The sequence below is a fragment of the Reticulibacter mediterranei genome (genome assembly GCF_016587455.1).
In genome coordinates, this window is record NZ_BNJK01000002.1 from 2,065,221 (window position 1) to 2,090,724 (window position 25,504).

Consider the following 25,504-nt stretch of genomic DNA (forward strand, 5'->3'; position numbering starts at 1 on the left):
GTATATCATGGCTGATTTTGGAACGATCACAACAGACTATAACAAAGGCACTGATGCCTCTCCTGACTGGACAGGCACAACCATTGCGCTATCAGGGACCAGCGGGGCAAATGAGTTCCGCATGGCGCTCTCAACAGGATCACAGACCACGACCACGCCTTCTGCATCGTGGCCCTACATGCCCTTGCCTGCTAGTGGCGCATCCGCCGTTGATCGCCTCTATGCATTCTCGACGAACACCAGTGGCATCCAGGTAGCGACCTATGACGGCACCAACGCAAAGGCTCGCGTCTTGCGCAAGAACTTCTCGAATAATGGTAATCCGATCAGTGCCATGCAATTCTCTTTTTTCGCTGACTCAACGCATGCCAATCCATCGGGAGGAACTCAACCTCCAGGCAGCCATAACGATACCTTTACCAACGGGACAAGTGGAGAGACATCAAGTAAATCAGCGATTAAGTGTAGCATGTATGGTTCAGGCGCTACAGCAGGAGGCACGCAAGAAACGCCGAGCGCGGGAACGGTGGGAACCTCACCCGGCGCGACAACAGGTACCAGTGGTGCTGTAACTACAACTGCTGGCAACTGGCTCAATGCGAACGGTGCCTGGCAGGATCTTGCCGGATGGAATGACTACATCATCGGAGTTGCGATCCCCGCCGCGAGCACTGCATTTTTCTGGTACTACACACTGATCATCTACCTCGTTGCGAGCATGACGACCCAAGCAGGTGGTTGGCAGATAGTAGACACCGTACAGTATAGCTACGCTTAGAGGCGCATATGGGGCTGATTGATAAGCTGTTAGGCTGTCCATTATTGGAGATTACACGCTCCTACTGGGCCGCAAAGTTGAATACTGGCGAATGGGTAAGCGAGGCACGCTTCGTCCACGATTGGCGCAAGGGGGAAAAGCGTCGCATCGATTGGATGGATGATATTGTGGCAACTGGCGATTGCAAAAGAATCACGGAACTATGGCTGCTTTGTCCGCCATCAGGCACCTCTCCCTTTGGTAACACTGCACGATTGCCCATCACACGACCAGGATCAGCCTTTCAATTTAAGGTGGCCACACATGATACCGCTGGCATTGGTGGCCCTGGACGACGCACGCAGCAAGCTCACATCATCGGGCGCGTGGACAATGCTGAGGGAGATTGCACCTGTTTTATCTGGGATCCTATTCAAGATGGTCTGCTCACGCCAGAATCAAAAATCTATGACACGCAGACAGGGCATATCAGAGTTGACGCGGAAGGAAGACCCATTTACGTAGGAAAAACCAATGTAAATCGCTTCCACTCATGGCGTCCATCGCTGGCTCCCATCGGTCAACTCGCACTTGACCGTATCGGGGTGAGCCTATGACGATCTCCTCCGCTCCCGTTCAGAGCAACCAAGTCAATTCATCTGGCACTGGCACATCGCAAGCAATAACACTTGCGAGCGGGATCACGCTAGGTAACTTGGTTGTGGCTTCCGTCGCGTGTGGCAGCAATAACACAACCATCACCGGGCCTAGCGGGTGGACACAAGCAACAATCAACCAGCCTGCCGGTGGAAGTGCAACCATCGAAACCAGCATATGGTACATGATCGTCAATGGCACGCATGCTGGCGAAACGTCGTGGACCTGGACATTTAGCGCCTCGCATTCCATGTATATCTGTATTGAGGAGTGGAGTGCAACGAATGGATGGCAGGCTAGCCCCGTCGATAAAACGGCGAATGGAGACACGGCAGGGTCGCCAACTACCTCTACGACCATTGTTTCTGGGACAACGGCGACCACCACGCAGGCCAGCGAATTGTGGATTGCATCGCTCGCGTATAAAAACTCAGCGCAAACAGAGACCGGCATCACGGCAGGATGGACGAAAGACCTGGAATCCACCCTGGCGGCGAACAACACGATGACGATGTTGTATCAAGTCGCGAGCAGCACGGGAGCAGCTGCGTGCCAATACACGATCTCCAGCGCGCAGTTCTGGGCTGGGTGTGTCGTTACGTTCATGCCCGTGATAGGGACAACGACGAACAAGGATACCTCCTGGCGCGCTCCGCTCTCTAAATCGGCAGCCAAAAACACCACATTTCGCGGAGTACTCTCTAAATCGGCAGCCAAAAACACGATGTGGCGTGGAAACATTGGACACACAGCGATCCATGATAGCGCGTGGCGTGCGGTGCTGGCTCTCACAGCGGCGAAAAACACGACATGGCGTGGAAGCGTGTCGAATATCGCCCGGAAGGACACCAGGTGGCGAGGCAACACCGCTCATAATGTTCTCAAGGACACGAAATTTCGCGGGGTGCTATCCGCAGTGGGAAGGAAAGACACTGCCTGGCGAGGCAAGGTGGCGCATCTCGCGGTCCATGATACTATCTATCGCATTAATATTTCTTCGTGGATTCTCTCTGGTAAGTTTGGCGTGTTTGCCAATGGGACGGGAACTGCATCATTTAAGAGCTTCAGGGCCACACAATACCCAGATCCAGCGCTCAGTTTAGGTCCAGTACTGCCACGCCTGGGTACGTCGAGTATCTCGTGGAATGACATCACTCCTGCTGGCACCTCAGCGGGCATGAAAACGTCACTGGATGGCATCAACTTTTCCAGTGCCACCAACGGCGATCCGATCCCTGGCTTAGATGGCCAGGCCGACCCGGCGATCGATCTCTGGACTTCGGATACCAGCGCCAACTACACCAATACGTCGAAGAGTGGCGGCAGTGTGGCGACGGTGAGCTATGACACTGCTAATAGCCGTATCACGCTCTCGGGTGGCTCTAGCGGTCTGTATCTCAACAACACCATCGACGCTGATGATATCGATGTCATTTGCGATATGGACGAGTCGGATGCGGGCGGTCCCGCGTGGCGTGTTGTGGACAACCAGAATTACTATGAGTTGGGCTGCTACGACGACTCATCGACCAGCGGCTTTACGAGCCAGCTACGGCTCTACAAGGTGTCTGCTGGCACGCGTAGCCTGCTTGGTAGCGCGAGCGCGGTCATATGGCATCGCAACACAGAGAAGTTCTCGCCCTACAAGAGAATCCGTGTGACCATGCTCTCGAATATCATCACGGTCTACTTCGATGGCCAGATCATGCAGACTTACACTGATGCGTCACCGCTCGGTGCTGGCCAGATCGGACTCAGAAACGACGGCGGAACATCGCGTTACTACCAATTGAGGGCGCAAGAGCAGGGCGACTATGTTTCAGGTTCGCCCGCTGGTGATGTGGTCACTGGTCAGTTTGTCTATCTGGAGCAGGATCTGGCGACGACGGACCCATCGGTCGGGCCGCAAGTCCTGGACACGACGATCTCGGCACGCAGCCCGAACATCGCAACCGGCGCGCTGATCAGCCAGCTGCACGATCCGACGAAGCCCTTTGCAGTGAAGTACAGCGACGAGATGACCGCGCTTGCTGAAGCGTCGGGAGACTACTGGTGGGACGCAGACCAGGATGGTGAGACGCTCTTTGCCCCGCGCCAAGCTATTCCTGCCCCATTTATTCTCTACAGCACTGACTTCCTCAACAAGCCTGCAACGCAGAGCGCAGGGGCAAGCGGCGTGCAGCCGACAAATTCAGCAGACACTTATAGGAATCAGCAGATCATCACCAACACGATCAGCCTGGTCTCGGTCGATGACGAAGAGAAGGTCGCCAACGGCACCGATACATCATGGAACCTTGCCTATCCCCTCTACAGCGCGCCGACGATCACGGTTGGTGGCGTCGCGAAGACGGTCGGACAAAAAGGTGTCGATGCGCCGGGCAGCAAGGATTTCTACTGGCAGCCAGGCAACAACACGATCAGCCAGGACAGCGGCGCGGCGAAGATCCCCAGTGGCTACATCCTCACATTCTCCTATGTTGGCCAATATGCTGACCAGGTGATTGAGAATAACCTCGCTGAGCAAGCAATGCGCCAGGCTGTCGAGGGTGGCACGGGCATTGTCGTGGACATTGTGGATGGTCAGGGCATGCTCTCTACCAATGCCGTCACCTATGCTCAAGGGCTGCTGGCAAGGAACGGGAATAATGACACCGTTTCGCTCATCGGCACCACGACGCGGCCAGGACTGAAGCAAGGTATGGTCGTGCCAGTGTTCTTGCCCGAGTTCAAACTAAACAACAGACAACTCTTGATTGTGAGGCTCACGGCATCTGGTTATCAGAAGGCCGATGGAAGCACATTCTATGAGTACACGCTCGCAGCGACAGACGGGCCGAATCTCTCCAACTGGGCCGCTGCATTAGGACTCTAGAAAGGAGGGGATAGAACACTTAATCCTCACGATCAAGCAGGAGCAAGGGATGGAGAGGGAATACTTGACAAACAGCAAATAGTGTTAGCAATAGAGGTTGCCTATGTCGCAGCAGCCAGATCAAACGGCAATCCTAGCCTATCGTGTAGAGCAGGTGGAGCATGCGCTCGGTCGGAAAGTGGAAAGCCGGGAACTGGGATTGCAACTTACCCCGATTCACCGGGAAATGACGGCAATCCGAGCAGAGATAACTATTTTGAAACAGGAATTGGCGGATCGAGATGAGAAGCAACGCAAAGAGAAAGAGGAAGAACAGAAAAAACAGCAAGAGGAGAAGGAGAAACAATATAAATGGATTCTCAGGGCCATATGGGCAGCCGTAGTAGCTATTCTCAGCTTTGCTAGTGGTGTACTCCTACTGGTTATTCAGCACTGGATAGGTTAATGGGGGCATGATGAACAAGAGAAGGATGTCCAGCCTGGCACGGGCCAGCCTGATCCTCGTGATCGTGCTGAAGCTTATCTTTTTAGGGATTTTGTATGTGGAGGCCAACTTTAGCCCCACAAATCTCGTCGATCAGATCGATCTCCAGCGCATCAGGAGCCAACTGATCGCGAAAGATGCGCGGATCTTGCAGATGAATCCTTCTGAAGAGAAGCAAGCGCAGGCAATCAGTGAGATGCAAAATGCGCTGCCAGGGTGGCAGGCAACACAAACCGGGCTGCGTCAGGGAGATAGATCCCTGGGTTTGCCGCACTCTGTCCCTGACAACGTTCAATTAAGCTTGATACAAGCGCAACCGGATTACATCGCCATGTTGAATGCGGTCAAGGCTATTCTCGCGAACCATTCCGGGCCGATTGATCAAGTCCAGGTCACTACCATATTGAATCATGAGAGAGGCTACTTCCTCGCTATGAGCCAGGTTGAGATGCTCTGGCAACAACAGTTAGACACGTGGAGGCAGCAATTTTTCATAGCGGCTTGTGTGGTCATGGTGCTGATTATGATCATTATCGCATTGACCCATTTCTTCATCACCATGCGAGCGATCCAGGCCGATGTCAATGGATCAACGACCGCAAGAATACCCAATAAAGAATGATGAAGATGCTTGAAGCGCTGCAAGTTGCATTTATTATGTCTGTTGTAGTATTTTGCCTTATTCGCATTGATCTTTACCGAGAAAAGAGAAGGAAAGGATTATAGTATGTCACGTCGAAAGTATGTCATTATGATATTGGCGGCACTCTACGCTCTCACTGCGGTCCTTGCTATCGCCGGGGTTGCGCAGGCGCAGTCTACACAGGTGGCTGCGTCAGGGCCAGTCAGTCAATCCTGGTTTCTACCGGAGGGAAGGGTAGGCGCGGGCTTCGTGCAGTGGATTACCGTTGGGAATCCGAATAGTTCAGACTGCACAGTGAACATCCAATATGATTACACGATGGACGGTGCATCTACCGGTCTGGTCAAGACCGTTTCTTTTTCCGTGCCTCATCTCTCACGACATACGCAATATGTCAACGGCGATCTGAACATCAAGCAATTCGCCACCGGGGCGGCCACCCTCTCTACCATCGTTTCCACCTCCGATTGCCCTGGGATCGTCGTGGAGAGGCCCATGTACTTCAGCGGATTTCATGGCACCTCCAGCGGGACGGACGTACTGGGTGCTACCCAACCTGGAAAGACATGGTACTTTGCAGAGATCCCCAGTGGGAGCGCAGGGGAAACATTCCTCTCAGTGCTCAACCCTACAACGTCTGATGCTCATGTAACGGTGACCTACTACGTTGGCGGCATTGCGCCTATCTCGGTTTCTCAGACTGTCCATGCCAATAGTAGAGGAACATTTCAGCCGAACGGGATCGCCCAGCTGGTCACGCATCAGCATGCGGCGGTGAAAGTAACCGCTGATCAACCCATTGTCGTCGAGCGTGCTTCGTACTTCCCTGGTATCAATGGGGTATCAGGCAGTGCAGCAGTGATGGGCATTGCTGCCCCTGCAAACTCCTGGGTGTTCGCCGCTGGCACTGTGCGATCTGGGGCGCTGGAGAATATCACAATAGCCGCCGATCCGGGGGCAAGCGCGGCGATCCCCTTCACCATCACACTCATTTCGGCTTCCGGTGCGACAGCTTCCTTTGATGAGACCGTAGATGTGCATGGTCAGCTGGTGTTTAACGTAAACACGAATAACACGTTTTCGGGTCATACCGATGATGTGAGCGCTATCGTCGCGGCGAAGAATCCAGATGATAAGCTTCTGGTCCAACGTCAGATCTTTGAGAGCTACAGTGGCAGCAATCCAAAGACGCCAGGATGGAGCGCACAGGGGGTCTCTGATAGCCCTGGCGTGCCGATGAGTACAACGGCTGGCCCGCAGGTATACAGCTTCGCAGAAGGCTTTGCATCGGCCAATTTTAACGAATGGCTGATGTTAGTGAATCCGACCAGCGCCGATGAGAATATCACCGTGCAGCTGACCAACATGTTGGGAGAGCAGAGTACAAACACCGTGCCAGTGGGCGCGCATAGCAGAGTATCCTTCGATGTGACGAGCATGGTGAACAACAGTTCCAACGTCTTCTCGCTCTCAAAATCCGCTGCCTACGCCGTCTCTGCGACGGTTAGTGCTGATGGGCCGTTTGCGGCGGAGCGCGTTATGTATTGGAACGCCTTTTCGACAAAAGGCACCAGTGCTCTCCCTGGCTTTACACAGGCACAGGTGGCAGCATGAGCCTGAACATTATTGACATGGCCTCACCCAACTATTCCTCGCGAGACGGCGCGTTGGTGCGCTGGCTTATTCTGCATGGGACCGCTGGTTTTGAAACAGCGCAGCAAGTAGGCACCTACTTCGGTGAACGAACAAGCCAGGTGTCGGCGAATTACTGTGTAGGCACTGATGGCGTCATCGTGCGCAGTGTGCCAGAGCGCTTTGCCGCCTGGGGTAACGGGGTAATTACCGGTCCCGCTGGCATCGGTGGCGATGGCGTGCATCATGACGCCTGGTGGGATGATTGCCCACAGTGGGGAGGCTTGCCCAATCCCAATCCTGTCACCATCAGCATTGAACACGTCAAACCCTCGACAGATAACAGCGACACTTTGACCGCCGCCCAGAAAAATGCGAGCTTTGCGCTGATCAAAGACATCTGTGTCAGGCAACGTATTCCCATGCGTCAGGCCAACTCCCAGGGAGGCATCACAGGCCATTTCTCTATGGACCCCGTGAATCGCAGTCGATGCCCCGGGCCGTATCCCTGGGATGAACTCTGGGCATTTTTGAAAGGAGCAAGTACCGTGACTCCGAACAAATGGCAGATTGCCGATGCACAGAAGGAGTGGCAAAGCGCTGCCAGCCTCTTTGGAGGCACCGCGCCATCCTACACGACCGGCATCGCGCAGGCGTGGGCGCAACGCGTCTATGCTGGCCAGCGTCTCGGTCCACCACTAACCGCCGAATATGACAGCACCGATTGGGGCGGCAACGCCATCCGTGTCCAGCAGTTCGCCAACGCTCGCTGCGAATGGCGCACCGATGGTAGTTCATGCCGCTTCTTCGATGCACGCGGTGAGATCCTCTAAATGTCCGTAGTAGGAGTTATCCACAAGTTATCCACACAAGGAGGCTGTCATGGATTCGCAGCCGTTTATCACTGGAGTTGTTTCTGTATGCGCTAATGAGACTGCTGGCTGGTTGCAACACGACCAGCTGAAGCCCTGGCAAAACTACACGATTGTGACGATCTTCTTCGTGTTTGCTGTGATTATCAGCGTGGCGTGTGATGGGGGCCTCACGGGAGATCCTGGGCGCGATCTGGGGATCATCCTTGCCGAGTGTATTGCTATCTTCGCGGTATTGAAGCCTCTGAGAGAGCATGCAACGACGGCGTTACCCTCGCCGTTCTCAGGCATTGCCCAGCGCCAGGCGAGCCAACATGCAGCACAAGAAGAGGCCGCTGCATGGGCTGCTGCGCTGGTGAATGTGCCACCCAGAGCCAGCGCCAGCATGACACCGCCGCCACCGCCACCGGGACTCACGGGGCCATTGCCACCACAGCCTGGAATGTCGGGCACCTTCAATCAGCCATTGCGCCCGCGCCAGTTCGTTGAGGACGCGAGACCAACCATTGTCAATCTCCCTACGGTTCCAAAGCCGCCAACGAAGCCCTTGCAACCGTAATCCAAGAGTACCAATAGCTTGTATGGCTCTAGAGGCTGTGTTATGATCTTCGCAAGCCCCTGGCTGGGGAGAACGATGGATCAAATATATGCAGCCTCTTGAGACGATGGAGCGGGGTAAATCTGTGGTCAGCAAAGAGACCACCGGATGGTAATGTGTCCGGTGGTCTCTTTGTGTCTCTGGTGAGGGTTAGACGTTGCGAGGTGGCCAGTGCCAACTACGAGGAACCGGCGAGGCACTGATGTCTATTTGGACATTGCGTACGACGTGGACAGGTTTCTTCTCGCTGACCACGAACTGATGCAAGTGAATCTTGCCTGCTTCAGCATCGACGATCTCACTGATGACCGCCGCATGCTTTTGCTCTTCAGCGTCAACATAGATGATCGGGTGGCCTAAGCCAAGCCCAGGAATAGCAGCCATTGAAAACCTCCTTGTTTTTCGCAGTATATCAGAAAGCATGCTGAGTTTCTCAGGAGAAATGCTGAGAGCCGGTGCCCACTGCAAGACACCAGCTCTGAAAACTACGAGCGCCGCAGCCGTCGCTGAATCACTTTGCAAGCGTTATCGAGATCCAGGGCAATGCCTTGCGCCTCCAGATGTCGGCGTAGTATCACAGCAACATCGTAGGTGGTCGGCGGGAATATCCACTGAGAGACATCGCGCACAATAAGCTCCAGCGTTGCCTTGATAATCTGCGTTCGCTTTGACTCAAACAGCATGGCCTGCTCGCGTCTCATGATCGAGTGTGCTGGTCGCCTGGACCAGCGCCAGGCGCACATCAAAATCACAGGCTGCAACATCGCGCTCCATGATTTCCACCAGCAAATTGAGAGGCATGAACTCACCGCGCATCGTAGCCATTGCAGCAGCTGATATGTGCAATGTCTGAATCAGTGCCAGTGACATAGAGAGATCGCGTCGGCCACTATAAAAGCTCATGACCGCCATAAACAGGTTGTGGAGCGCGCTATGAAGCGCGGGATGTGCAACTGGGGACAGATCGCGACGACGCGCTTGCTGAAGCGTGCCAGTGGTCCGGGTCGCGACGATGATAAGGGTGGGAGCATCGTGGATCATCATAACACCTGCGCTCCTTCCTCGGGCGTATGAGCAAAGACGGCACTGAGGGCGCGCTCTGCGGCACGAGAGAGGACACCAAACTCACACTGATCAACGTGGCAGTTGACCAGGCTGATCGGGGATAGCACGATGTTCAACTGCTCAATGAGTGGTGTTGCGACCTGGAACACGGCGCTGGCCACGAAGCGCGATTCTTCATCGCGTACGACGATGAAGACGGCCTCGTTGTCTTGCACCAGGAACGGCTGGGTTTCGCCGTCGCCCATGATGGTGTAGACCTTCGCCTCTCCAGTGACGGTCTCGTGGATGATCGATAGTGACAGTGATGGCGCGTTGTCGCTACGGATACGTAGTGCGACGTGGTAGCCGGTTGGGAGGAAATGCGCAAAGAGTAGAATAGGTGTTGTTGTCATGGTTGGTACCCCTCTGAGATGTGATGGGGGGCAGCGCAGTGTCGTCGGCTGCGCTGCCCTGGACGATGAAAATTACTTGATTTCGTAGTCTGGTGGCGCAAGGACTTCGGTATTGCTGTGAGCATACGTCATGAGTGCCTCGGCTTCTGGTGAACCGTGCTCAAATTTCCACGGCTCGTCGTCACCAGTGAGATAGAGCGCAACGGCGGGATGCTCATTGACGCCGAGTGTTGCATCGAAACAGATGGCGGTAATGTGCTGGATGGAGAAGAAACGTTGCCCAACCTGGATGAATGCTTTGGTGGTCACTGTGATACCCCTTCTTGAGAGTGGGTGGCAGCGCAGTGTCGTCGGCTGCGCGGCCCTGGATACATTATTGATGGATGTCGAGACTGCAATCCTCAGTGTGCCATTTGCGGGTAAAGCGCAGGGTGACGAGTGGGTGGCCGGGTAGATCAATATATGCGCCGGAGCTATCAGCGCCTTGCTTGCCCGCCGTTGCTGGCAGTGTGACCATCAAAACCCCTGGTTTGAGTGATGGTGCGATGCTGCCACCTGCCTGCTCAATGGCCTTGCGAGCTGCGTCGCTGACCTTGCCAACTGCAATGTTCATATGGTTGATACCCCTTTCATGGATGATGGAGAGAACGGCGGCCAGGTCGTGTCGTCTCGGCGCTGGCCGCGATGACGATGGTTTATGATACTTTGCTGCTTTGTCTCTGCTCCTTGTACTCGGCTGATAATTGTTGGATCAATTTCTTCGCGGCCAGGAAGCTGATCGAGGTCACATTCTCAGGCTCACTCTTCCCCAGATGGGTGCAGAGCTTACGAATGCTGGAGATCTGCTGCTCGGTGGCGTTGGTTTCAGCCTCGTTCTCTGGAGTGGGGCGCGCACCATTGTTGGAGGGAGCCTCTGAACGATAGGAGGCAGCTGGCGTATGACCATTGCCGTTCCCGTTGTTGGTTCCGTTACGGCCAAAATCGACCGGAGCATCAACGATTCTATGGTTTTCTCCAAATTCGGGGGCAAACTGGGTGCCATAACCAAGCGCTGCCAATGCTCGCCCTACCGCCTTGGTCTCAGCTTTTTCGATGTAATCTGGAAAATCGACCGCGGCTTCTGATCCGGTTGCAGTTGCGCGGCCGCCTTTGCCGTCAGTGACAACGGCCCTGAAGCGAGCGTAGCCCTTTGCCTGCTTGATGATTTTTTCGCTGCGTCGCTTCTCTGCGTTCCACACAAATGCTTCAGCCTCTACCTCACGATCAAGCTCTACGACGACTTCTTCTGTATCAATCGTGCCCTGCGGACAGACCGACCGGAACCAGACGAGCCTCCACTGCACCGGCAGATAGTCCTGAGAGCCTGCTTTGCTCTTCAATTGTACAAGATGTTCGTTGGGATTAAAGATACGGGTCGCCTGCGTGTCTTGCTCAATGGTAGTCATAGTAACAATCTCCTCATCTAAGTGTACAACGATCGGGTGTCGAGTCGTCGGCACCTACCGACGACTACAAAGCCATTCCATGCTCACTTTACGCGGTGTGGGCGTTGGGACATGCGCAAAGGGGAAACGACGATTGCCATTAAGGGGCGCGGTCAGCATCTTCTCTTCTGTCGAGCGCTGAGGCTTCACCTCTTCGATCTTCGCTTCGGGATCGACAGCTGCACGATCAGCCTCATTATCGCGCTGCTCTGTCTCGGTCTGCTGCGCCTGGGCTTCGATCTGCGATGCCACCTCTTTGCCGTCGCTGAATTTGCATCCAGGACGGCCAGCCTTCACACGAATACCACACAGTTCCATCGCCGCTTTGACATGTACACAGTGCTCAACGGTTGCAGGGCAATCGCAGTCCCAGTGGCCGTGCTCGTCGCAGGTCACATGGTAGGTCTTCTCGCCGTTGCGGGCGGGTGCCGCATATCCGAGGACCGCGCCAGTCTTCTTGTCATAGACGCGGAAGAGTGCAGCTGGCGTATAGGGCTTCACTGCGCTGGCTTTCTTCGTGGCACCGCTGGTACTGCGGCGGGTGGTCGTTGCTGTCATGGTCTTTGTCGTCTCCTGTGCTGTATATTTCCGATGCGTTACGCTTCGTTACTCATAGTATACTCCATAACGCACCGTAACGCAAGGGGTAAATGCAGGAATCTGGCGGGTTTATGGAGCTTTATAAAATCTTTATATCCCCTGAAGCTCTCGCCCTATGTCCTTTGGTGGACGGGCCTCTCGCCTATGTCCGTCGTAGGACTACCCCGTCTTTCACAGGACGACGATGCCAATTTTCCCTGTCCGCCGAAGGACAGGGGGTGTCCTGCAACGGACCTTTAAAGAAGATTCTTATAAGTAAAGATTCTTTCTTTATAAGTAATTAAGAAAGAATCTGCGCCTGATGGCGTGATCTTTCTTTCTTAATTATTGTTCGATGATGACTAAAAATATTGCAAGCGACGTTGCTTGTGTGTTACGATGCGTTACGACATCGTTACAGCATGTCTTTGGACTAAACAGGAGGTACAAGAATGAACGAAAACCCCGATGACCTGCTGACAACCCAGCAAGCCGTTGAATATCTCAAAAAGAGATGGGGTCTCAAATCATACAATGTCAATTCATTCAGGCAATATCGTTATCGACGTAAGATTAAGCCATCTATTGAAATGCCAAATGCATCAATGTGGCGGCGTAGAGATCTCGATCAAATGCCACGGCCTGATGTAACAAAGCGCAGTCGCGGCGATCTGGAGGATAGGCTTGACAGTCCTGGGAATTACATGCTATCCTATGCATGACGCATCGTAACCCAGGAAAATAGGCGACGCAACCCGGCGACGACACCGGACGCGGTGCAGGCCATGTAGAAGGGGTACCAACCCTCTATTAGACTCTGTATATGATGAAATAACATTCTATTACTATATGCGCATAGAATGTTGCAAGAAATTCAATGAAGTGTTACAATAAGCAGGCGCTTAAAGAACTCGCATTATACTCGAAGTGGCACAATTTGTGGAAGGGGAGATGACTAGGAAATGACTACAAAATGGGGAAACACAACAGAACAGGGGAGCATCCTCGCTCACATGGTAGACGATCGAAAAAGCATTACTTGTGTATATTGAAGAAAGAACTGCACGGGTCATGTTTCGCAAAAATTGCTCTGGACAAGACGGTGAACCCTTCACAAGACCACACTGCACTGATATATTCTCAATAGTGAGAGGTTAGATGAGTTTCAATATGCTATTCAGAACCTCTGTCGAACATCGGAGGTTTCTTATTCTGCACCCTTGCCTGGCTGGTGCGCCACTGAACTCTGCATTTGATGATACTTCTCCGCGTCGTAGTCGAGCGATGTATCGCGCATTTCCGCATATGCGCGATACATCGCTCGACTACGACGCGGAGTGAATGTGTAGGCAAGCTGTGTATGCGGCTCAGGCCACATCGGGCGCTGCTTGCTGTTGCGCGTTGCGAGAGGTTCTCTTTGAGAGTTGTGCTGAAACGAGGCCGAGAACAAGTGCCACGATCAGCACTGCAATCGAACCGGGCCAGTCCAGCTTCAAGACCATCAGTACAATAGCAGCTAATGCCATGAAGCCAGGGATCTGCGCATACATCCATAAAACAGGGTCGGCGATAAGTTGTTTGAGGGGATCATCGATGATAGGGCCATCGGGGGCTGCTGCAAGTGCCTGATGAATGGCCTTCATGCGCGGTGAATTGATGACTGCTCCGCCTATCCCCAGGGCAACTAGCATACACAGCGAGAGATCGATCCAGGCATGGCCCCATCCCCATACAGCAAGGATCATATAGAGGCCGCTAAGCAGCACCAGGACTGCGGAGATGGGAAGAAGCTTTTCGAGTATCGTACTGATAAACATCCACTCTCGCACCTGCACCGTTGTCTTCGCGGCGCGCAGACGGAACGCGGTTGCCGCCTCCAGGCTGACGGCAACACACAAACCTACGATACCTACGATATGGACCAGGAGCGCATAGGGGTACAACGCCATGATCGTCATTGTTTGTTACCTTTCCCAGGTGATTTTCTTCGAGACGAACCGACCATCTTGAAAGGCCGATTCATCAACGCCCCAACTCCAGGAGACGGTCGGTGTGATGACAATATAGGTGCCGGGGCCACGATACCCTTGCTCAAGTGTTACAATCTCAGCCGTCCCGTGAACCTTGATCGCTCGTGGGTTCATGGGTTCAAGTGATGGCAGATCATCGATAATCAACGAGACCTGCGCGTGTCCCGCAGCGATATTCTTATATTTGCGCGTGCGCTCTAACACATAGCCGCTGATATAGAAGTGTGCGCCATCAAATCCGAAGCCCACCGCATCAACATCCGGCTGACCATTGACCGCCACAGTTGCCAGTCTCGCTAGCGGCTGATTTTGTAGAAACGTGCGTTCTTGCTCTGAAAACATCTCTTTACCTGCTTTCTTTTCAACGTTATGGTAACAAAGAAATTTTTGCTAACTAAGTTAAGTGAAGAGTAAAAAACCATTTCATCTATGCAGTCAATGTGAGAGTAATGTGTTATCCTTCGCCGACCCACGCTCGCAGGAGGTTCTGGACGGCACGCTCAACCAGTGGAAAGGCGCGTGGTACGCCTCCCTTCATGCGTCCAGCCATCGTCAATGTGATCAGCCCATGAAGGGTGCTCCAGAAGATATCGACATCGCCGTCAATATCGGATCGCTGCACGCCGTGGGCATCGAGCACCCGGCATACCGCGTTGCGCAGAGCGGCAAAGGCTTCACGCGCCTCCTTTGGCGTCTCAGTGGTGCCAAAGGGAACACCACCCAGGCCGTGAATCACCTGATACAATTCGGGCGCTGTGAAAGCGAAGTGCCAGTAGGCAAGGGCCACCTGAAGCAGGAGATCTTCTGGAGAACCCTCTCCTGTCTGGGCCTGTTGCAAGCTCTCAGCGAGTTGTCGGCAGCCCTCGATCAGTAGGGCCAGCAGCAGATCATTTTTGCTTTTAAAGTACTCATAGATGACGGGAGGCGTGTACTCAATGGCTTCCGCCACCTTGCGAATCGTCATTGCCTGCCAGCCATCGCGGGCCGCAATCGTACGCGCCGCCGTTAAGATAGCCTGCCGTAACTCCTGGCGCTCCCGCTCTCGTCGTTGGCTGCTGCCCATGTCCTGCTCCATTCCATTCACAGCGAGAGAACATCTCTAAGTGATAATTCTTAACTTAGTTAGATACTATAACAAAGAAATAAATTTGTCAAGGGGGAGGGGTGTTATCTATCCCTATCAAAGCGCGCTTGTTGTGGGATATGCTTTTCTTCTGATCCACTTTGATGTATCTTTACTATACATTGGTGATTCCATTTCTCATAAAACAGGCGGTGCCATACTAACAACACGCTTCCGTTTGATTGGTGTAAATTACGATATCGATATGAGGATACCTATGCCTTTTTTGCTAGAACCAGACAATTATCCATCTATCCGTCCTCTATTTGGGGAAATGGCCTATCATCTTGCTGTACAACTCGTTCTTGCGGGAGTACTGCCAGGAAGGATCTATGTTGATGATCTCGACAACCCAAAATCTGCCGTTTTGATCGCGTCCAACAGGCATCGAGTCTATGTGGGTGGGGAGCCGGAGCCGCGCTTGTTTAGCGATGTTATACAGCTACTCCGCAAAGAATTTCTTCCTCAGAGCTATCGATTTGTGGTACATTACACACCGCGCACATGGGAACAAATGCTTGAGCAAGTATTGCCAGAGCAAGCAACTATCTATGCCTGGCGACAGTTTTACCGTTTGAAGGAGCTATCGGCGCTGGTCGCCGGACCTCTTCCAGAAAATATCGTTGTAGGTCGCATTGATGAGGCCATTTTTGGAGATGCTTCGCTGGTAAACAGGCAGCTTTTGCTGGAAGAGGTTCATTCGGAGAGTCCGTCGCTTGAGTACTTTGTGCGTCAGAATTTCGGCTTCTGGGCGCAGGATGGGCACAAGCTCGTTGGCTGGTGTCTGGCAGAATATCACTATCAGGGTCGCTATGAACTGGGTATCGAGACAATCGAAGCCTACCAGCGTAAGGGCATTGCCACCCACCTTGCATCAACAGTGATCAGGCACGCATTTGCTCGGGGAGCGACCGAAATTGGCTGGCATTGTTGGACCACAAACATACCATCCAGTGCGACAGCCTTGAAGTTGGGTTTTGAGAAGGTGCTTGACTATCCCGTTTATTCCTGTTCTCTCTCTTCAGGCGAAGCAAGCAACTGATTGAGTTGCTGAGGTAAGGCCGCTGCTCTCCCTTATCTCTGTCCCGGCGTGAGAATTGATCTCACCTGTGTTACTCACACTGGCAATATAACCTGGGCTTGAGGGAACGTCATGGGCCAAAGAGATGGTCGTAGATTGGAGCCTGGCACAAATCCCTTGACAGTTGAGAAAATCACGGTCTAAAATAAAATAGACCGTGATTACCGAGAAGACGCATTTAAAAAGGGGAAAGAACCATGTCTGTCTACGTCATTTGGGAAACGTGGCTCAAAAAAGGTGCAGAGCGCGAAGGATTGAGGCTTACCCGGCACATCTGGAGTGATATGAGAAGCTATGCCGGGTATCAAGGACATCTTTTGGTGCAGGGTCAAGACCAACCCGGTCATCTGATCGTCGTCAGCCAATGGACGACGCGCGAGCACGCCGATCGGAGTCGCGACGACTATACCCCTCGAAGCAGCATTGTTCAGCAACTCCAGCCGCTGCTTGTCAGAGAACGCACACGATCCGTCCATGATGCCATTGAAGCCAATGGAGTCCTTTTCTGATGAACAAGGACCGTAAGCATGTACCCATACCTATTGGCAGCGTCCCCACTCTGGTTCTTGCTCTCGCCAATACAGGAAAGATGTATCGACCGAGCCGCCAGGCGATTGCTACCTCTTTCGATCCATTCACTGATCTGCAAGCCACGCAAGACCTGCTTCGGTCATGGGAGATCGAAGGTCTGGTAAGAGAGACGGATCTTGCGCAATTGCAAGAAGTGCGAGATGCTCTCCAAATCTTCATTCGTGGGTGTGAAAGGCATGATTACCAGTGGGGCCTCGCTTTGCAGACACTTAACCAGTTTGCAACTGCGTGCCACTGGGTACATCAGCTCAGTGAGAAAGGGACGTTAGTTGAGAAGCTCTCTGGCCCCGTTGCAGCCATAATTGCTGCATGCTGTGTGACAGAACTCGCGAAGTTGGATCTCACTCGTCTGAAGACCTGTTGCAGGTCTGAGTGCGAACTGGTCTTTTACGATACCACGCGTAATCGCAGTGCCAAATGGCATGCAGAAAATCCATGTGGGTGGCGGGCACGAGCGGCACGAAGTCAGTCAAACGAGAGAGATCCAGTGGATGCGTGAATGCCGTGCTGCGTTACAACAGATTCCTACGCCGGAGGCACCAGATATCAGGCTCATCTTCAACCCTGAAGACTTGAGTAATGGCGAATTAGAGCAATTAGCGCAACTTGCAATCCCTGATGCTCTAGCAATGGTGCGGCAGGCTCTTGAAGTGCATGAAAAGAGGCTCGATTCGGTACAACAGTCGAAAAGCGGCGAAACGTACTCGTAGCAGCCCAGCGAAAGCGCATCAAGTTCATCAAGGAGTTGATCGCTGCTTGCGAGCAAGGTATGATAGGCCAAAGGAACATACACTTCTCGTCAGAGAACGAGAGGGGGTAAAATGTCTGGATGGTTCGAGCGGTATCAGCAAGGCTTTTATCAGGAAGTCTACGACGAATTGCTGGGGATGCAGGAACAGGTATTTGAGAAACCCGTTTACCAAGAGGCATTGCTGGTGGCACGAGCGATGATGAGCAGAATACGGCACAACCTTGAGTTGCTCTTTCCTCGTCTGAAAACTCTGGGCTATGAATTGGTTGACGGAGACTGGTCGAGTTATTGGGAGCAGGAAGAGTATCCTGATCCAGAATTGAATGAGCAACTCCAAGCATATCGAAAACCTTCTCTGCAAACTCCTGCTTTTCTTCAGGAAATCGAGGGAGTCTGGCGAGATGTGGTTATTGTCGAGAAGCTCTTCGCTGCGAATTTAGGAAGAGAACCCCATGTCTAGATCATGACTCGCGCTGCGTCCTTTTGGCTATCTCTCCGTCATCTCTTTCAGTATGAAGAAAGGAAGTAGAACGAGTGATGAGTATTATAACTGAGCAGACATGGGAAGCATTTCACGTGCCTCTGTATCAGTTCATTCGGCGTCGGGTTTCTGATGAAGCCACCGCGGAGGATCTGTTACAGGATGTGTTTCTCAAAATCCACCAGTATAGCAGCAGCCTGAAGGATGCCCGACGCCTGGAGAGTTGGATCTACCAGATCGCGCGCAACCTCATTATCGATCATTATCGTAGTCATCGCCACCTGATGACTTCATTGGATGCTGAAGAGGCGCTCGATTTGCCAGAAGATCTGCCCGATGATGATATCGTGAGTGAATTGCTTCCCTGTGTTCGGGCGATGGTACTGGCATTGCCCGAACAGGATCGGCAGGCATTAATTCTCACCGAGTATCAGGGCCTCACACAAAAAGAGTTGGGAGAGCGCCTGGGCCTCTCATTCTCTGGTGCTAAATCGCGTGTCCAGCGTGCGCGAGAAAAGCTCAAGCAAGAGTTGTTGGCCTGTTGCCACTTTGAGTTAGATCGTCGTGGACACATCCTCAACTATCAACCACGCTGTGATTGTTGTGAGCAGCCTGCCTGTTGTGACGACAAGAGCGAAACGAGCCACCAACCCTTGCGTCCTTTTTTGCCATATTCCGTCTCTTCAAGCAAAGGCTTACGAGAGGGACGCGATGCCCTTCTCATAGTCAGAAATGGAAAGGAATATGCACATGAAGACAGTGCCCCAGAGCGATGAACAGTTACGGCAAGAAGTGAGCGCCAGATATGCGCGAACTGCGTTGCAGGTGCTTGGATCGCCTTCAGAACAGGATACATCCTGTTGTGGACCCAGTTGTTGTGGGCCAGCGGAGGTTGCAGAATCACAGCCTGCACCAGTTTCACAGGCATCATCCTGTTGTGCGTCAAGCTGTTGCTCCTCTGATGTCAGTCAGGGCGACCCGATTACCTCTGATCTCTACACACAAATGGAGTTGGGCGAGATTCCCGTTGCGGCTGCTCTGGCCTCGCTTGGATGTGGCAATCCAACGGCGCTGGCCGAACTCTCACCAGGGGAGAAGGTGTTGGATCTGGGCAGTGGCGGCGGTATTGATGTGTTGCTTTCGGCCAGACGGGTTGGACCAACAGGCTTTGCCTATGGCCTGGATATGACCGATCCCATGCTGGAGCTTGCCGAACGGAATCGCCAGGAGGCGGGAATCGAGAATGTCCAGTTTTTGAAGGGCATTATCGAGGCAATCCCGCTGCCTGAGAACAGCGTCGATGTGGTGATCTCCAACTGCGTGATTAACCTCTCAGCGAACAAAGGTCAGGTGTTGCGGGAAGCCTATCGCGTCCTGACCCCTGGCGGGCGTTTTGCGGTCTCAGATATTGTTGTGCAGGGGGAATTGCCTTCTGTCCTGCGTCGCGATATGGAGTCCTGGGCCGGTTGTGTGGCCGGAGCGCTTGAAGAAGAGACCTATCGCTCGCTATTGCGGGAGGCCGGATTTGTCGATATCGAGATCGAGGTGACACGGCGCTATTCCCTGGATGATATCGCCAGCAGTGGAGCAAACAGTTCTGTGGCAACCCTCTCGCCACAGGAACGCGCCTCGGTCGATGGACGATTTATCAGCGCCTTTGTCCGAGCGCGCAAGCCCGAAAAGCAGGGCTAATAACCTGTCTAGAGATCCATGAAGCGCACGTGTCTGTCCTCTCATGGATCTCCTTCTCTAGTTCGTACGACGAGATGACTGCTCAGTGGCAACTGGATTGAGTATCGTCTACCGGGTCATTAGTGCCTGCCTGAAGTTGGACCGGGGTCAGGATAGGCTGACCCGGCTCACCGAGCAGAATGGCTACAAAGATGGCTCGACTGAAAGGGCTGGGGTTGTTGGCGAGGAGGTGAACGCATCCATACGGCTCATAGAAAACTTCTCCTTGCTTGTAGGTTCTGGGAGCATGTCCGCGCATCTCAAAGAGAATGTCTCCCTCTACGACGAAGCCGAAAACTGGCCCTGGATGACGATGCGGTGGTGCTCCCTGCGCACCCGGCTCCAACGTCACCGTCAGCACACTCACCTGGACGGGATCGTGGACCTGCACTGTCTCCTCCAGCAGCACCGGAACTTGCGCTTGCGGAGTCGGGTAGCCGTCCTGCTTGTGATACCAGTAGCGAACAAACTCGTCCCAGGTCTGTTTGCCCACCGCTGGTGCAGGATTCAGAGGTTCAGTAGAGCTAAAGGCAGCAAACACGGAGTTGGGCAAATCGACGGTGCGCAGGCTTGCCTCAGCTGGTCACCTCGTTATAACGGGTGCCGGTATACAAGCGTTCAATGTCGTGGAAGTTGCACCATGGGTCTTTCAACAGGCCGATGGGCCGCAGACAGTGATCTTCCATGTGGGCAGCGATGGAACCACGATGCTGGTAAGCAGTGCGCCTTTTGAAGCTTTCGCTAAGGCCGCCTGGTATGATACTCCTACATGGCACTTCCTGCTGCTTCTCGTGAGCGTGCTGCTGTTGCTCTCGGCGGTGTCCTGGCCTCTCGGTTTCCTTCGTCGCGCCAGATTCCAGCGGGCAGGTAAGCGGGTGTCAGGTGGTCTCTGTTCTCTGCTGCTCCATATGCTGGCCGGGATCGTGAGTGTGCTGGATCTCCTCTTCGTCGCTGGACTCGCCTTCCTTCTCCTCAGCAATCCTCAATCGCTCGAATTCTCTGTCCCACCGATGCTGATTGCTCTACTGACGCTGGCTCTGATCTCCTCTGTCCTGACCGTGGGAGTCGTCCTGAGTCTCTTGCTGGTGTGGTGGAGGCACTTCTGGAGGCCTGGGCAGCGCATCCATTATACGCTGGTAGCGCTGGCCGCGCTGGCATTCGTTGGCGAGCTGGCCTACTGGAATTTGCTAGGATTCCGATTCTAAAATGCCTTCTATGAGCGCCAGGATCGTCGCTTTTCCAACACCGCTCCCGATAGACATGCTTTCCTGAACGACATGTCCACCGGGAGCAGTGTTGGATTTTCTCTCGCTCGTTCGCAAATGTACCATCCCTCATCTGTTAATTGCCCCATGCGGTAAAGAGAGCGGTCCCCAGAGGCGCATTGCTCTCTTTGTCTGTTTCAATGAGTCACGGGAAGCATGACAGGTTTCAGCTGTTCGATAAGCAGGCGAGGTGGGGTAAGCATCAGGATATGATCACGGAACCAGCAGGCCAGAGGATGTTCCCATTGCGCTACTGTTCCGATCTGTCGCGAACGGGTGACAATCATGCTGGCGCGCGCGATGCGTTTCTGCTGGTAGCTGAGTAGCGCTTGCGCGTCGGGTTGAGCGTGGCGCAGGGTATCCGCAAGCACTTGGGCATCCTCTAGCGCCTGGCACGCTCCTTGCCCCATATTTGGGGTCATCGCATGCGCCGCATCTCCTAGAAGGGTCACACGTCCCTTGCTCCAGGAGGTGAGCGGTTGAAGATCATAGATATCGTTGCGCAAAATGGTTGAAGCTTCGGTCGCTTGGATGAGCGAGATAACTGTTGGATGCCAGCCTTGAAACAGTTCCAGCAATTCTTTTTGTCGCCCCTGTGGGTTTTCGACCGCGTTTTCTGGCGTATTGCGAGTGGCAAACCAGTAGACGCGCCCCTCGGTTAAAGGAACAATGCCAAAGCGCAGACCACGACCCCATAATTCCCCCATAAGGGACGAAGCAACCCCTGTAGCAATTCCTCGCCAGGCTGTGTATCCGGCATAATGTAGCTGACTCTGTTGGGGAAATAGCTGTTGCCGTACACGCGAATGGATGCCATCGGCACCTACCAGCAAACTGCCACGAATCCGTTCGCCATCAGCGAAACAGGCCGTAACTCCGGCCTCGTCTTGTTCAAAGCTGACAAATTGTTTATCCAGGTAAATCGTGTCTGGCTGGACCTGATCCCGCAGCGCTGCCTGGAACTCAGCGCGGTGAATGACTACGGTTGGTTCGCCAAATTGTTCCATGACCGCTTGCGGAGGGAACAACACCAGAGGTTTACCACGCGCTGTGTAGAAACCAGATAGGGTGGTTTCCGGGAGGGCCAATCTCTGCACCAGATCAGCCTGCCCGAGATCCAGCAAGACCCGCACCGCATTTGCCCAAAGGCTGAGTCCTGCTCCGACCTCTCTGATCTGCTTCGTTCGCTCAAAGACTCGTACCACAAAGCCCGCTTGCTGGAGGGCGAGCGCCGTACTCAGCCCACCGATACCAGCCCCGATAATCAAAATTGGAAGATTACTATCTTTCGTTGTCATCGTTATTCTCCTGATTCACAGGCCGCATGCCTTGAATTTGTAAGGCAAACGCCTGGCGTAGTGCCTGTCCCTGAGCCTCTTCAAAGGTAAGTTGTCCGTTTAACCACTGACCCAGGGTGGCGAAGTAGAGTGCAAAGAGGTTCGTGCTTGCCTGCTCTAGAGAGATATGTTGTGCAATCTCCCCCTTTTGCTGGAATTGTGCCAACAATACAGCGATGCGCTGGATGAAGTCCGCAACCTGCTGGAACGTTTGTGAGCTGTACATCTGTGTTTGCTCCTGAAAAATGGTCGCTTTGATGTAGGCGCGTGTGTTATCGGGATGCTGCTGATAGAGCCGGAAGAATTGCTGGAACAGATAGACCAACGTATCGAGCAGGTTTTCTCCGGCTGGCAGGGTGCGAAAAGCTTGCTCAACCGTCTCGGCGAGCATCTCATAGTAGGCTAGTTGCAGCAAATCCTGCTTATCTTTGGCATACAGAAAAAGTGTTCCACTCCCCACCTGTGCCAGCTCTGCGACTTCGCGGGTGGTGGTTGCTGCAAACCCTTTTTGGGTAAACAGTTGCCACGCAGCTCTCTGGATACGCTTGCGTTTGTCCTGCTTATTGCGTTCACGCAGGCTCATTTTTTCCTGAGATATGAGTTTTTTTTCGTCAGTCATTGTTCTCTTTCTCTTTAAAAATGACTACGATCATTTATGACTATAGTCATTTTAGGGCTTGAGTGGAAGAAAAGTCAAGGGGATTTCTGTGATAGGATAAAGAAAGCAGGATGGGCCATGATACTATCCAGGGTATTGTTCTGGCAGATTATTTATAAGGAAGTGTATGATGCAACTTGCGATTATTTCAGACGTACATGGGAATTGTTTTGCTTTTGATGCCGTCCTCAACGATATTCAGCGGCAAGGCATTGAACGGATTGTGTGCCTGGGCGATATGTTGCAAGGAGGTGCGCAGCCAGCCGAGACACTTGCACGACTCCGCGAGTTGAACTGCCCGGTTGTGATGGGCAATGCAGACGCCTGGTTGTTGACGGGAGAGGATACCTCTTCAGCGGAGCCAACCAGCGACCAACAGCGGGCGGTGAGAGCCTGGGCGCTCGCCCAGCTTTCCGCCGACGATCAGGCGTTTATAGGTCAGTTCCAGCCAACGATTGAGATTACTCTGGAAGCGGGGAAGAAACTGCTCTGCTTTCACGGCTCGCCTCATTCATTCGACGACGTGATTCTCCCTGGCACGCCGGATGAAACGATCCGCCAGTTCTTGAGCGGCTTTGACGCAACCTTTTTGATGGGAGGGCATACTCACACCCAACAAATGCGGAGGTTAGGCGATTCGTGGTATATCAATCCGGGAAGTGTGAGCCTGGCGTACTGTTGGGAGCTTTCCGATCCTGCAACAGGTCAGATGCGTGTTGATCCCTGGGCCGATTACGCGATTATTTCCTCCGAAGGCGCGAAGCTTGGCGTCACCTTTCGCCATATTCCTTTTGATGTTGATGAGTTGGCTCGAATCATTCGCACCAGTGGTCGTCCATACGCGGAAGAAATCATTGCTCTTTATCGACGCTTGAACTGAGGAGCATTAATTGGTGCATCTGGCAATTGAAGGGGGAATGGTTCTGGACACAGAGGATGTTGGGTCTACCCGTAGCGACAAGGGGGGCAAGGGGGTCTTGGCGGCCTTGCGCTTGTCGCGCTCCCCAGGCCAAGACCCTGGTATCTCTTTGCACCCATCCTCGTCCCCAGCGGCGACAAGCGCAAGGCCCCCGTAACCCCTCCACACCGCCCCTTGTCGCTACGGATGGGGAGAACCCCTCTCTCCCCCTTCAATTGCCGGATGCACCAATAATCGCTCGACTACAATTACATTCGATCAGGTGGTGATGTCTGGATAGGGCAGCGACCAGTGCTGAAGTTTGCGCGCATACTCAAGTTGGAAGCCCAGTGGCTCGGAGTAGTCGCGCTCGAATAGGGCGATAAAGAGCGTGAGGGTCAGGAAATTGTGCGCCCCCAGCTCAAACAGCTTGACGTAATCGTGGGTCGAGAGCGCCTCTCGCTCTTCGTCGGTAAAACTCAGCCAGCTGCTAGCCTCGCCTTCTGGCAGATTCAGGATCGCGTTGGCCCGTTCAGCTTCCCACCAGGTGACTGTACCTCTGGGGTCTTCGCGATAGCGCTCAACCAGTTCCGGGTCGCGGTCGATAGTGAAGAGAAACTTGTTGAGAAGATATTTGCTCATGCATCGACTCCTTTCGGATACCAGGTGAAATAGGCCTCCATCGTGTGGAACAGGTCGAGGGAATCGACGTAATCGGCCTTGACTGGTCCGGCAACCCCCATCATGAGCATGAAGTCGAGGAAGCCGTGCGTGGCATTGCCTGGATTCCAGAGGCTATCAAGCGAGACTTCGCGTAAGGCTCCCTCAATGTCACCGGAGGCGATCCACTCCACTGCTTTGCGGTCGAAATCGGGATCGGGTCCATGAGGACCGAACTGGCGCGGCCCACCAAGTTCGAGGGAAAGATGACCGGTGCCAATGACGGCGACGCGCTCTTCGCTGGGCCAGTTATCGATCAGGATGCGCAGGGTACGGCCCAGTTCGACAAAGCGCCAGGGTTGGGGCAATGGTGGCGCGAAGATGTTTGTGTAGATGGGGACAATGGGCAGATCTGCCTGGGGACGCGTGGTGATAATAGGACAGGTAATACTGTGGTCTACGCGCAACTCATTGCTAAACGCGAAATCGAACCCGGCATCCAGCCCGGCTCGCAGAAGATAGGCCGACAGCTCTTCATGTCCCTTGAGAACCATGTGGGGCAGTCCAAATTCGCGCTCTTCATTATAATAGTTCGCGTCGTAGAAGGGGGCTTTGCCGATAAGAAACTGCGGCATGTTGTCGTAGAAAAGCTGGTGGAAGTGATCGGAGCCGACCATAACCAGGACATCAGGTTTAGCTCTGGTTAGCGTCTCGCGGTAGGCCGTCACCTTCCGCACCCATTCATCGGCAAAGTCGGGCCTTTCCTCCGGCGGCGCAGTGCTGGCACGATAGAAGAACGGGTGATGCGTGGTGGCAAGGACAGCGACAAGGTTTGCCATATGTTCCTCCTTAGGATAGAC

General features: G+C 53.6%; 35 protein-coding genes. 18 read left to right on the forward strand and 17 right to left on the reverse strand.

The window, feature by feature from the left end; genetic code table 11:
- Window positions 1-7: 7 nt before the first annotated feature.
- The 8 genes from K3T83_RS47705 (at window position 8) to K3T83_RS47740 (ending at window position 8,479) form a co-directional block, all read left to right on the forward strand.
- The gene (locus tag K3T83_RS47705; protein WP_220210198.1) at window positions 8-778 is read left to right on the forward strand and encodes a hypothetical protein; all 771 of its coding nucleotides are present in this window, start codon (window positions 8-10) and stop codon (window positions 776-778) included.
- An 8-nt stretch (window positions 779-786) separates the two neighbouring features.
- Entirely contained in the window at window positions 787-1,374 is a 588-nt protein-coding gene (locus K3T83_RS47710; protein WP_220210199.1) for a hypothetical protein, read from the forward strand.
- Complete coding sequence (locus K3T83_RS47715) at window positions 1,371-4,289, forward strand: hypothetical protein (RefSeq protein WP_220210200.1); 2,919 nt, start codon at window positions 1,371-1,373, stop codon at window positions 4,287-4,289. The genes K3T83_RS47710 and K3T83_RS47715 overlap by 4 nt, the downstream gene beginning before the upstream one ends.
- Before the next feature lie 103 nt (window positions 4,290-4,392).
- Window positions 4,393-4,734 (forward strand): hypothetical protein, encoded by a 342-nt coding sequence (locus tag K3T83_RS47720; RefSeq protein ID WP_220210201.1) that lies wholly within the window; start codon window positions 4,393-4,395, stop codon window positions 4,732-4,734.
- Window positions 4,735-4,741: 7 nt separating this feature from the next.
- Window positions 4,742-5,395, forward strand: coding sequence for a hypothetical protein (locus tag K3T83_RS47725; RefSeq protein ID WP_220210202.1), 654 nt, complete (start codon window positions 4,742-4,744; stop codon window positions 5,393-5,395).
- Between the two features lie 105 nt (window positions 5,396-5,500).
- Window positions 5,501-7,030 carry a hypothetical protein gene (locus tag K3T83_RS47730; RefSeq protein WP_220210203.1) on the forward strand — a complete coding sequence of 510 codons (1,530 nt, stop codon included), beginning with the start codon at window positions 5,501-5,503 and terminating at the stop codon, window positions 7,028-7,030.
- Window positions 7,027-7,881 carry an N-acetylmuramoyl-L-alanine amidase gene (locus K3T83_RS47735; protein ID WP_220210204.1) on the forward strand — a complete coding sequence of 285 codons (855 nt, stop codon included), beginning with the start codon at window positions 7,027-7,029 and terminating at the stop codon, window positions 7,879-7,881. Before K3T83_RS47730 ends, K3T83_RS47735 begins: the two co-directional genes overlap by 4 nt.
- A gap of 49 nt (window positions 7,882-7,930) precedes the next feature.
- Entirely contained in the window at window positions 7,931-8,479 is a 549-nt protein-coding gene (locus tag K3T83_RS47740) for a hypothetical protein (protein ID WP_220210205.1), read from the forward strand.
- Between the two features lie 189 nt (window positions 8,480-8,668).
- Here K3T83_RS47740 and K3T83_RS47745 read toward each other — a convergent pair whose 3' ends face one another.
- The 8 genes from K3T83_RS47745 to K3T83_RS47780 all read right to left on the reverse strand — a co-directional run bounded on the left by K3T83_RS47745 (window position 8,669) and on the right by K3T83_RS47780 (window position 12,017).
- Complete coding sequence (locus K3T83_RS47745; RefSeq protein ID WP_220210206.1) at window positions 8,669-8,902, reverse strand: hypothetical protein; 234 nt, start codon at window positions 8,900-8,902, stop codon at window positions 8,669-8,671.
- 101 nt (window positions 8,903-9,003) lie between these two features.
- The gene (locus tag K3T83_RS47750) at window positions 9,004-9,201 is read right to left on the reverse strand and encodes a hypothetical protein (RefSeq protein WP_220210207.1); all 198 of its coding nucleotides are present in this window, start codon (window positions 9,199-9,201) and stop codon (window positions 9,004-9,006) included.
- Entirely contained in the window at window positions 9,191-9,562 is a 372-nt protein-coding gene (locus tag K3T83_RS47755) for a hypothetical protein (RefSeq protein ID WP_220210208.1), read from the reverse strand. The genes K3T83_RS47750 and K3T83_RS47755 overlap by 11 nt, the downstream gene beginning before the upstream one ends.
- Window positions 9,559-9,975 (reverse strand): hypothetical protein, encoded by a 417-nt coding sequence (locus K3T83_RS47760; protein WP_220210209.1) that lies wholly within the window; start codon window positions 9,973-9,975, stop codon window positions 9,559-9,561. The genes K3T83_RS47755 and K3T83_RS47760 overlap by 4 nt, the downstream gene beginning before the upstream one ends.
- Before the next feature lie 72 nt (window positions 9,976-10,047).
- Window positions 10,048-10,284 carry a hypothetical protein gene (locus K3T83_RS47765; RefSeq protein ID WP_220210210.1) on the reverse strand — a complete coding sequence of 79 codons (237 nt, stop codon included), beginning with the start codon at window positions 10,282-10,284 and terminating at the stop codon, window positions 10,048-10,050.
- Window positions 10,285-10,348: 64 nt separating this feature from the next.
- Entirely contained in the window at window positions 10,349-10,588 is a 240-nt protein-coding gene (locus K3T83_RS47770; protein WP_220210211.1) for an uL15m family ribosomal protein, read from the reverse strand.
- Between the two features lie 82 nt (window positions 10,589-10,670).
- The gene (locus tag K3T83_RS47775; RefSeq protein ID WP_220210212.1) at window positions 10,671-11,420 is read right to left on the reverse strand and encodes a hypothetical protein; all 750 of its coding nucleotides are present in this window, start codon (window positions 11,418-11,420) and stop codon (window positions 10,671-10,673) included.
- 54 nt (window positions 11,421-11,474) lie between these two features.
- Window positions 11,475-12,017: a hypothetical protein gene (locus K3T83_RS47780; RefSeq protein WP_220210213.1), complete on the reverse strand. Its 543-nt coding sequence runs from the start codon at window positions 12,015-12,017 to the stop codon at window positions 11,475-11,477.
- Between the two features lie 473 nt (window positions 12,018-12,490).
- On the opposite strand from K3T83_RS47780, the gene K3T83_RS47785 reads away from it, so the two are divergent.
- Window positions 12,491-12,760, forward strand: coding sequence for a hypothetical protein (locus tag K3T83_RS47785; protein ID WP_220210214.1), 270 nt, complete (start codon window positions 12,491-12,493; stop codon window positions 12,758-12,760).
- Window positions 12,761-13,245: 485 nt separating this feature from the next.
- On the opposite strand, the gene K3T83_RS47790 is transcribed toward K3T83_RS47785, so the two are convergent.
- The 4 genes from K3T83_RS47790 to K3T83_RS47805 all read right to left on the reverse strand — a co-directional run bounded on the left by K3T83_RS47790 (window position 13,246) and on the right by K3T83_RS47805 (window position 15,131).
- The gene (locus tag K3T83_RS47790) at window positions 13,246-13,416 is read right to left on the reverse strand and encodes a hypothetical protein (protein WP_220210215.1); all 171 of its coding nucleotides are present in this window, start codon (window positions 13,414-13,416) and stop codon (window positions 13,246-13,248) included.
- Window positions 13,406-13,996, reverse strand: coding sequence for a DUF2269 family protein (locus K3T83_RS47795; protein ID WP_236065229.1), 591 nt, complete (start codon window positions 13,994-13,996; stop codon window positions 13,406-13,408). Before K3T83_RS47795 ends, K3T83_RS47790 begins: the two co-directional genes overlap by 11 nt.
- A 6-nt stretch (window positions 13,997-14,002) precedes the next feature.
- Window positions 14,003-14,410: a PPOX class F420-dependent oxidoreductase gene (locus K3T83_RS47800; protein ID WP_220210216.1), complete on the reverse strand. Its 408-nt coding sequence runs from the start codon at window positions 14,408-14,410 to the stop codon at window positions 14,003-14,005.
- Between the two features lie 112 nt (window positions 14,411-14,522).
- Complete coding sequence (locus K3T83_RS47805) at window positions 14,523-15,131, reverse strand: TetR/AcrR family transcriptional regulator (protein ID WP_220210217.1); 609 nt, start codon at window positions 15,129-15,131, stop codon at window positions 14,523-14,525.
- 277 nt (window positions 15,132-15,408) lie between these two features.
- Here K3T83_RS47805 and K3T83_RS47810 point away from each other — a divergent pair, with 277 nt between their 5' ends.
- From K3T83_RS47810 to arsM, 7 genes are all read left to right on the forward strand, one after another.
- Window positions 15,409-16,233: a GNAT family N-acetyltransferase gene (locus K3T83_RS47810; protein ID WP_220210218.1), complete on the forward strand. Its 825-nt coding sequence runs from the start codon at window positions 15,409-15,411 to the stop codon at window positions 16,231-16,233.
- A gap of 236 nt (window positions 16,234-16,469) precedes the next feature.
- Window positions 16,470-16,781 carry an antibiotic biosynthesis monooxygenase family protein gene (locus K3T83_RS47815; RefSeq protein ID WP_220210219.1) on the forward strand — a complete coding sequence of 104 codons (312 nt, stop codon included), beginning with the start codon at window positions 16,470-16,472 and terminating at the stop codon, window positions 16,779-16,781.
- A complete protein-coding gene (locus tag K3T83_RS47820) occupies window positions 16,781-17,362 on the forward strand; it encodes a CGNR zinc finger domain-containing protein (protein ID WP_220210220.1) in 582 nt (193 codons plus the stop codon). The genes K3T83_RS47815 and K3T83_RS47820 overlap by 1 nt, the downstream gene beginning before the upstream one ends.
- Window positions 17,355-17,573: a hypothetical protein gene (locus tag K3T83_RS47825; RefSeq protein ID WP_220210221.1), complete on the forward strand. Its 219-nt coding sequence runs from the start codon at window positions 17,355-17,357 to the stop codon at window positions 17,571-17,573. Before K3T83_RS47820 ends, K3T83_RS47825 begins: the two co-directional genes overlap by 8 nt.
- Before the next feature lie 111 nt (window positions 17,574-17,684).
- Window positions 17,685-18,074 carry a hypothetical protein gene (locus K3T83_RS47830; protein WP_220210222.1) on the forward strand — a complete coding sequence of 130 codons (390 nt, stop codon included), beginning with the start codon at window positions 17,685-17,687 and terminating at the stop codon, window positions 18,072-18,074.
- 77 nt (window positions 18,075-18,151) lie between these two features.
- Window positions 18,152-18,871 carry an RNA polymerase sigma factor SigZ gene (sigZ, locus tag K3T83_RS47835; RefSeq protein WP_220210223.1) on the forward strand — a complete coding sequence of 240 codons (720 nt, stop codon included), beginning with the start codon at window positions 18,152-18,154 and terminating at the stop codon, window positions 18,869-18,871.
- Window positions 18,846-19,787, forward strand: coding sequence for an arsenite methyltransferase (gene arsM / locus K3T83_RS47840; protein ID WP_220210224.1), 942 nt, complete (start codon window positions 18,846-18,848; stop codon window positions 19,785-19,787). Before sigZ ends, arsM begins: the two co-directional genes overlap by 26 nt.
- Before the next feature lie 82 nt (window positions 19,788-19,869).
- Here arsM and K3T83_RS47845 read toward each other — a convergent pair whose 3' ends face one another.
- Window positions 19,870-20,379: a cupin domain-containing protein gene (locus K3T83_RS47845; RefSeq protein WP_220210225.1), complete on the reverse strand. Its 510-nt coding sequence runs from the start codon at window positions 20,377-20,379 to the stop codon at window positions 19,870-19,872.
- Between K3T83_RS47845 and K3T83_RS47850 the strand changes: the two genes are divergently transcribed.
- Entirely contained in the window at window positions 20,372-21,031 is a 660-nt protein-coding gene (locus K3T83_RS47850; RefSeq protein WP_220210226.1) for a hypothetical protein, read from the forward strand. The two genes, K3T83_RS47845 and K3T83_RS47850, sit on opposite strands and share 8 nt — an antisense overlap.
- A gap of 197 nt (window positions 21,032-21,228) precedes the next feature.
- Here K3T83_RS47850 and K3T83_RS47855 read toward each other — a convergent pair whose 3' ends face one another.
- Together K3T83_RS47855 and K3T83_RS47860 are read right to left on the reverse strand one after the other, a co-directional pair.
- Window positions 21,229-22,389 carry an FAD-dependent monooxygenase gene (locus K3T83_RS47855; protein WP_220210227.1) on the reverse strand — a complete coding sequence of 387 codons (1,161 nt, stop codon included), beginning with the start codon at window positions 22,387-22,389 and terminating at the stop codon, window positions 21,229-21,231.
- Window positions 22,373-23,047 (reverse strand): TetR/AcrR family transcriptional regulator, encoded by a 675-nt coding sequence (locus tag K3T83_RS47860; RefSeq protein ID WP_220210228.1) that lies wholly within the window; start codon window positions 23,045-23,047, stop codon window positions 22,373-22,375. Before K3T83_RS47860 ends, K3T83_RS47855 begins: the two co-directional genes overlap by 17 nt.
- 166 nt (window positions 23,048-23,213) lie before the next feature.
- Between K3T83_RS47860 and K3T83_RS47865 the strand changes: the two genes are divergently transcribed.
- On the forward strand, window positions 23,214-23,966 hold the full coding sequence (locus K3T83_RS47865) for a metallophosphoesterase family protein (RefSeq protein ID WP_220210229.1): 753 nt from the start codon (window positions 23,214-23,216) through the stop codon (window positions 23,964-23,966).
- 297 nt (window positions 23,967-24,263) lie between these two features.
- Here the strand turns inward: K3T83_RS47865 and K3T83_RS47870 are convergent, their stop codons facing one another.
- Both K3T83_RS47870 and K3T83_RS47875 read right to left on the reverse strand, forming a co-directional pair.
- Window positions 24,264-24,626, reverse strand: a complete 363-nt coding sequence (locus tag K3T83_RS47870) for a hypothetical protein (protein ID WP_220210230.1) — start codon at window positions 24,624-24,626, stop codon at window positions 24,264-24,266.
- Window positions 24,623-25,483 (reverse strand): DODA-type extradiol aromatic ring-opening family dioxygenase, encoded by an 861-nt coding sequence (locus K3T83_RS47875; RefSeq protein ID WP_220210231.1) that lies wholly within the window; start codon window positions 25,481-25,483, stop codon window positions 24,623-24,625. Before K3T83_RS47875 ends, K3T83_RS47870 begins: the two co-directional genes overlap by 4 nt.
- Between the last annotated feature and the right edge of the window lie 21 nt (window positions 25,484-25,504).

Bases quoted from the DNA above. Each gene is read 5' to 3' on its own strand.
- K3T83_RS47705 (WP_220210198.1), top strand. From the start codon at position 8: ATGGCTGATTTTGGAACGATCACAACAGACTATAACAAAGGCACTGAT.
- K3T83_RS47710 (WP_220210199.1), top strand. From the start codon at position 787: ATGGGGCTGATTGATAAGCTGTTAGGCTGTCCATTATTGGAGATTACA.
- K3T83_RS47715 (WP_220210200.1), top strand. From the start codon at position 1,371: ATGACGATCTCCTCCGCTCCCGTTCAGAGCAACCAAGTCAATTCATCT.
- K3T83_RS47720 (WP_220210201.1), top strand. From the start codon at position 4,393: ATGTCGCAGCAGCCAGATCAAACGGCAATCCTAGCCTATCGTGTAGAG.
- K3T83_RS47725 (WP_220210202.1), top strand. From the start codon at position 4,742: ATGATGAACAAGAGAAGGATGTCCAGCCTGGCACGGGCCAGCCTGATC.
- K3T83_RS47730 (WP_220210203.1), top strand. From the start codon at position 5,501: ATGTCACGTCGAAAGTATGTCATTATGATATTGGCGGCACTCTACGCT.
- K3T83_RS47735 (WP_220210204.1), top strand. From the start codon at position 7,027: ATGAGCCTGAACATTATTGACATGGCCTCACCCAACTATTCCTCGCGA.
- K3T83_RS47740 (WP_220210205.1), top strand. From the start codon at position 7,931: ATGGATTCGCAGCCGTTTATCACTGGAGTTGTTTCTGTATGCGCTAAT.
- K3T83_RS47745 (WP_220210206.1), bottom strand. From the start codon at position 8,902: ATGGCTGCTATTCCTGGGCTTGGCTTAGGCCACCCGATCATCTATGTT.
- K3T83_RS47750 (WP_220210207.1), bottom strand. From the start codon at position 9,201: ATGCTGTTTGAGTCAAAGCGAACGCAGATTATCAAGGCAACGCTGGAG.
- K3T83_RS47755 (WP_220210208.1), bottom strand. From the start codon at position 9,562: ATGATGATCCACGATGCTCCCACCCTTATCATCGTCGCGACCCGGACC.
- K3T83_RS47760 (WP_220210209.1), bottom strand. From the start codon at position 9,975: ATGACAACAACACCTATTCTACTCTTTGCGCATTTCCTCCCAACCGGC.
- K3T83_RS47770 (WP_220210211.1), bottom strand. From the start codon at position 10,588: ATGAACATTGCAGTTGGCAAGGTCAGCGACGCAGCTCGCAAGGCCATT.
- K3T83_RS47775 (WP_220210212.1), bottom strand. From the start codon at position 11,420: ATGACTACCATTGAGCAAGACACGCAGGCGACCCGTATCTTTAATCCC.
- K3T83_RS47780 (WP_220210213.1), bottom strand. From the start codon at position 12,017: ATGACAGCAACGACCACCCGCCGCAGTACCAGCGGTGCCACGAAGAAA.
- K3T83_RS47785 (WP_220210214.1), top strand. From the start codon at position 12,491: ATGAACGAAAACCCCGATGACCTGCTGACAACCCAGCAAGCCGTTGAA.
- K3T83_RS47790 (WP_220210215.1), bottom strand. From the start codon at position 13,416: ATGTGGCCTGAGCCGCATACACAGCTTGCCTACACATTCACTCCGCGT.
- K3T83_RS47795 (WP_236065229.1), bottom strand. From the start codon at position 13,996: ATGACGATCATGGCGTTGTACCCCTATGCGCTCCTGGTCCATATCGTA.
- K3T83_RS47800 (WP_220210216.1), bottom strand. From the start codon at position 14,410: ATGTTTTCAGAGCAAGAACGCACGTTTCTACAAAATCAGCCGCTAGCG.
- K3T83_RS47805 (WP_220210217.1), bottom strand. From the start codon at position 15,131: ATGGGCAGCAGCCAACGACGAGAGCGGGAGCGCCAGGAGTTACGGCAG.
- K3T83_RS47810 (WP_220210218.1), top strand. From the start codon at position 15,409: ATGCCTTTTTTGCTAGAACCAGACAATTATCCATCTATCCGTCCTCTA.
- K3T83_RS47815 (WP_220210219.1), top strand. From the start codon at position 16,470: ATGTCTGTCTACGTCATTTGGGAAACGTGGCTCAAAAAAGGTGCAGAG.
- K3T83_RS47820 (WP_220210220.1), top strand. From the start codon at position 16,781: ATGAACAAGGACCGTAAGCATGTACCCATACCTATTGGCAGCGTCCCC.
- K3T83_RS47825 (WP_220210221.1), top strand. From the start codon at position 17,355: ATGCGTGAATGCCGTGCTGCGTTACAACAGATTCCTACGCCGGAGGCA.
- K3T83_RS47830 (WP_220210222.1), top strand. From the start codon at position 17,685: ATGTCTGGATGGTTCGAGCGGTATCAGCAAGGCTTTTATCAGGAAGTC.
- sigZ (WP_220210223.1), top strand. From the start codon at position 18,152: ATGAGTATTATAACTGAGCAGACATGGGAAGCATTTCACGTGCCTCTG.
- arsM (WP_220210224.1), top strand. From the start codon at position 18,846: ATGAAGACAGTGCCCCAGAGCGATGAACAGTTACGGCAAGAAGTGAGC.
- K3T83_RS47855 (WP_220210227.1), bottom strand. From the start codon at position 22,389: ATGACAACGAAAGATAGTAATCTTCCAATTTTGATTATCGGGGCTGGT.
- K3T83_RS47860 (WP_220210228.1), bottom strand. From the start codon at position 23,047: ATGACTGACGAAAAAAAACTCATATCTCAGGAAAAAATGAGCCTGCGT.
- K3T83_RS47865 (WP_220210229.1), top strand. From the start codon at position 23,214: ATGATGCAACTTGCGATTATTTCAGACGTACATGGGAATTGTTTTGCT.
- K3T83_RS47870 (WP_220210230.1), bottom strand. From the start codon at position 24,626: ATGAGCAAATATCTTCTCAACAAGTTTCTCTTCACTATCGACCGCGAC.
- K3T83_RS47875 (WP_220210231.1), bottom strand. From the start codon at position 25,483: ATGGCAAACCTTGTCGCTGTCCTTGCCACCACGCATCACCCGTTCTTC.